The following is a 4,159-nucleotide window of genomic DNA, read 5'->3' as shown; positions in this document are numbered from 1 at the left end:
GCTTTCAGTTCAGCGCGTTTAGCGAAGAATTTATCAGCTAAAGCTACGCGTTTTACTTCGCGTGCTTTCATTGATTGCTTAGCCATTCAGTAACCCTACCTTACTTGCGGAACGGGAAGTCAAAGGCAGCCAGCAGAGCACGGCCTTCTTCATCAGAATTCGCAGTAGTGGTAATGGTAATATCCAAACCACGCACGCGATCGACTTTATCGTAATCGATTTCTGGGAAGATGATCTGCTCACGGACACCCATGCTGTAGTTACCACGACCATCGAATGACTTAGCGGACAGGCCACGGAAGTCACGGATACGCGGTACAGCAATAGTGATCAGGCGCTCAAAGAACTCCCACATGCGTTCGCCACGCAGAGTTACTTTACAGCCGATCGGATAGCCCTGACGGATTTTGAAGCCTGCAACAGATTTGCGTGCTTTGGTGACAAACGGCTTTTGACCGGAGATTGCTGCCAGGTCAGCTACTGCGTTATCCAGCAGCTTCTTGTCAGCGATCGCTTCACCAACACCCATGTTCAGGGTGATCTTCTCGACCCGAGGGACTTGCATGACAGAATTGTAGCTAAACTCAGTCATGAGTTTGTTAACTACTTCGTCTTTGTAGTAATCATGCAGTTTCGCCATCGTACTACTCCAAATTACTTGATAGTTTCGCTGTTAGACTTGAAGAAACGGACTTTTTTGCCGTCTTCGAATCTAAAGCCTACACGGTCAGCCTTGCCGGTTGCCGCATTGAAGATTGCAACGTTAGAGATCTGAATAGCTGCTTCTTTCTCTACGATGCCGCCTGGCTGGTTCAGGGCCGGAACCGGCTTCTGATGTTTCTTAACCAGGTTGATACCTTCAACGACGATTTTGCCGGAAGACAGAACATTTTTTACTTTACCGCGCTTACCTTTATCTTTACCGGTTAACACGATAACTTCGTCATCACGACGGATTTTAGCTGCCATGATTCGCTCCTTAGAGTACTTCTGGTGCCAGAGAGATAATTTTCATGAACTTTTCAGTACGAAGTTCACGAGTTACCGGCCCAAAAATACGCGTACCGATAGGCTGCTCGCTGTTATTGTTAAGAATAACGCATGCATTACCATCGAAGCGAATGACAGAACCGTCCGGGCGACGAACACCCTTCTTGGTGCGCACCACTACCGCCTTCAGCACATCACCTTTTTTGACCTTACCACGCGGAATTGCTTCCTTGATGGTGATCTTGATGATGTCGCCTACGCCTGCGTAGCGACGGTGCGAGCCACCCAGAACCTTGATACACATTACGCGACGTGCACCGGAGTTGTCGGCGACGTTCAGCATAGTCTGTTCTTGGATCATTTCAGTGCTCCGCTAATGTCAACTACTACTTTGGGACCCAAAATCTCGGGTCATTAAAAAGCCCCATATCGAGGGCGCGGCATTATAACACCGCTTTCTGCGTATGGGTAGAAAAAATAAACGGTCCATTGCTGGACCGTCTATCTTGAGAGAGCGTACTGTATTACAGAACCGCTTTCTCTACAACGCGAACCAGCGTCCAGGACTTAGTCTTGGACAGTGGACGGCATTCACGGATTTCAACCTTGTCGCCGATACCACATTCGTTGTTCTCGTCATGTACGTGCAGTTTGGTCGTACGCTTGATGAATTTACCGTAGATCGGGTGTTTCACAAAACGTTCGATAGCAACAACGATGGATTTCTCCATTTTATCGCTAACAACGCGACCTTGCAGAGTACGGATTTTATCGGTCATTACGCACCCGCCTTCTCAGTCAGTAAAGTCTTAACGCGTGCGACGTCACGACGCACTTGCTTCAACAGGTGAGACTGTTGCAGCTGGCCACTTGCTGCCTGCATACGCAGGTTGAACTGCTCACGCAGCAGGTTCAGCAGCTCGGTGTTCAGCTCTTCAACACTCTTCTCACGCAGCTCTTTTGCTTTCATTACATCACCGTCTTAGTTACAAAGGTGGTTTTAATCGGCAGTTTCGCTGCTGCCAGGCTGAATGCTTCACGGGCCAGCTCTTCAGGAACACCGTCCATTTCATACAGGACTTTACCTGGCTGAATCAAGGCAACCCAATACTCCACGTTACCTTTACCTTTACCCATACGAACTTCCAGCGGCTTCTCAGTGATCGGTTTGTCCGGGAATACACGGATCCAGATCTTACCTTGACGCTTAACTGCACGGGTCATTGCACGACGTGCTGCTTCGATCTGACGGGCAGTCAGACGACCACGGCCAACAGCTTTCAGACCGAAAGTGCCGAAGCTAACATCCGTACCCTGCGCCAGACCACGGTTGCGGCCTTTGTGCACTTTACGGAATTTTGTACGCTTTGGTTGTAACATAGCGACGCTCCTTATTTACGGCCTTTACGCTGCTGCTTTTTAGGTTGAGCAGCCGGTTCCGGTTGTTCAACAGCAGCCATACCACCCAGGATCTCACCTTTGAAGATCCATACCTTAACGCCGATTACACCATAGGTGGTGTGCGCTTCAGAGGTGTTGTAGTCGATGTCCGCACGCAGCGTGTGCAGCGGAACGCGACCTTCGCGGTACCATTCGGTACGTGCGATTTCCGCGCCGCCCAGACGGCCGCTAACTTCAACTTTGATACCTTTAGCGCCCAGACGCATTGCGTTCTGTACAGCACGCTTCATTGCACGGCGGAACATCACACGACGCTCCAGCTGTGAAGTGATGCTGTCAGCAACCAGTTTTGCGTCCAGTTCAGGCTTACGCACTTCGGCGATGTTGATCTGTGCAGGAACGCCAGCGATATCCGCTACGACCTTGCGCAGTTTTTCTACGTCTTCGCCTTTCTTACCGATAACGATACCCGGGCGAGCGGTGTGAATGGTCACACGGATGCTCTTAGCCGGACGCTCGATAACGATACGAGATACAGACGCTTTAGCCAGTTCCTTAGTCAGGTACTGACGTACTTTAAAATCGCTGTCCAGGTTGTCAGCGAATTCTTTGGTGTTCGCAAACCAGGTTGAGTTCCATGGTTTTACAATACCCAGGCGAATACCATTAGGATGTACTTTCTGACCCATTGCTAGTCTCCAGAGTCTCAGCGATCGGACACAACCACAGTGATGTGGCTGGTGCGCTTCAGGATGCGATCTGCACGACCTTTCGCACGCGGCATAATGCGCTTCATGCTCGGGCCTTCGTCTACGAAAATTTTCGCAACTTTCAGATCGTCAATGTCAGCGCCATCGTTGTGTTCAGCGTTAGCAATGGCAGATTCCAGTACCTTCTTAACCAATACCGCAGCTTTCTTGTTGGTATAGGTCAGGATGTCCAGGGCCTGCGACACTTTCTTACCGCGAATCAGGTCAGCAACAAGGCGAACCTTCTGGGCAGAAGAACGAGCATGGCGATGTTGAGCTAAAGTTTCCATCTCTTCCTCCTACCTTATTTCTTCTTCGCTTTTTTATCAGCAGCGTGGCCGCGATAAGTACGAGTCGGTGCGAATTCACCCAGTTTGTGACCAACCATTTCGTCGGAAACAAAGACTGGAACGTGCTGACGACCATTATGGACAGCGATGGTCAAACCGATCATGTTAGGAAAGATCGTTGAACGACGGGACCAAGTGCGCAGGGGCTTCTTGTCTCCGCTTTCCACCGCTTTCTCTACCTTCTTCAGCAAGTGCAGGTCAATAAAAGGACCTTTCTTGAGAGAACGTGGCATGGCTTATCCTCTAAAATTATTTGCTACGGCGACGTACGATAAATTTATCAGTACGCTTGTTGCTGCGGGTCTTCTTACCTTTGGTCTGAACGCCCCACGGAGTTACCGGGTGCTTACCAAAGTTACGACCTTCACCACCACCATGTGGGTGGTCGACTGGGTTCATCGCAGTACCGCGAACGGTAGGACGAACACCACGCCAGCGTGCAGCACCTGCTTTACCCAGAACGCGCAGCATATGCTCAGCATTGCCAACTTCGCCCAGGGTAGCGCGGCAGTCTGCTTCGACTTTACGCATTTCACCAGAACGCAGACGCAGGGTGACATAAGCACCGTCGCGCGCAACGATCTGAACGTAAGTACCAGCAGAACGCGCCAGCTGACCGCCTTTACCTGGTTTCATTTCTACGTTATGAACGGTAGAACCAACCGGGAT

The 4,159-nt window shown here is 50.4% G+C and carries 10 protein-coding genes and 1 pseudogene; all 11 read right to left on the bottom strand.

The features are described 5' to 3' along the window. A pseudogene (gene rpsN / locus RTP97_RS17765) lies at positions 1-86 on the bottom strand (30S ribosomal protein S14); the annotation flags it as partial. Between the two features lie 14 nt (positions 87-100). Continuing rightward, positions 101-640 (bottom strand): 50S ribosomal protein L5, encoded by a 540-nt coding sequence (rplE, locus tag RTP97_RS17760; protein ID WP_042396032.1) that lies wholly within the window; start codon positions 638-640, stop codon positions 101-103. Between the two features lie 14 nt (positions 641-654). Further along, entirely contained in the window at positions 655-969 is a 315-nt protein-coding gene (gene rplX / locus RTP97_RS17755) for a 50S ribosomal protein L24 (RefSeq protein ID WP_042396035.1), read from the bottom strand. 10 nt (positions 970-979) lie between these two features. After that, entirely contained in the window at positions 980-1,351 is a 372-nt protein-coding gene (gene rplN / locus RTP97_RS17750; RefSeq protein WP_002919748.1) for a 50S ribosomal protein L14, read from the bottom strand. A gap of 163 nt (positions 1,352-1,514) precedes the next feature. Continuing rightward, the gene (gene rpsQ / locus RTP97_RS17745) at positions 1,515-1,769 is read right to left on the bottom strand and encodes a 30S ribosomal protein S17 (RefSeq protein WP_002438707.1); all 255 of its coding nucleotides are present in this window, start codon (positions 1,767-1,769) and stop codon (positions 1,515-1,517) included. After that, positions 1,769-1,960, bottom strand: a complete 192-nt coding sequence (gene rpmC, locus RTP97_RS17740) for a 50S ribosomal protein L29 (protein WP_000644742.1) — start codon at positions 1,958-1,960, stop codon at positions 1,769-1,771. The genes rpsQ and rpmC overlap by 1 nt, the downstream gene beginning before the upstream one ends. After that, entirely contained in the window at positions 1,960-2,370 is a 411-nt protein-coding gene (gene rplP / locus RTP97_RS17735) for a 50S ribosomal protein L16 (protein ID WP_004926449.1), read from the bottom strand. Before rplP ends, rpmC begins: the two co-directional genes overlap by 1 nt. Before the next feature lie 11 nt (positions 2,371-2,381). Continuing rightward, entirely contained in the window at positions 2,382-3,080 is a 699-nt protein-coding gene (gene rpsC, locus RTP97_RS17730) for a 30S ribosomal protein S3 (protein WP_006817277.1), read from the bottom strand. A gap of 17 nt (positions 3,081-3,097) precedes the next feature. Beyond that, positions 3,098-3,430, bottom strand: coding sequence for a 50S ribosomal protein L22 (rplV, locus tag RTP97_RS17725; RefSeq protein ID WP_002919773.1), 333 nt, complete (start codon positions 3,428-3,430; stop codon positions 3,098-3,100). A gap of 14 nt (positions 3,431-3,444) precedes the next feature. Further along, the gene (gene rpsS / locus RTP97_RS17720) at positions 3,445-3,723 is read right to left on the bottom strand and encodes a 30S ribosomal protein S19 (RefSeq protein WP_001138115.1); all 279 of its coding nucleotides are present in this window, start codon (positions 3,721-3,723) and stop codon (positions 3,445-3,447) included. A 16-nt stretch (positions 3,724-3,739) separates the two neighbouring features. After that, a partial coding sequence (gene rplB / locus RTP97_RS17715) for a 50S ribosomal protein L2 (RefSeq protein ID WP_312416001.1) occupies positions 3,740-4,159 on the bottom strand: 420 nt, incomplete at its 5' end.

The organism is Pseudescherichia sp. (assembly GCF_031998825.1).
Classification (GTDB): Bacteria; Pseudomonadota; Gammaproteobacteria; order Enterobacterales; family Enterobacteriaceae; genus Pseudescherichia.
The sequence above is the reverse complement of the archived record's forward strand: the minus strand, read 5'-3'. Positions and strand labels throughout refer to the sequence as shown.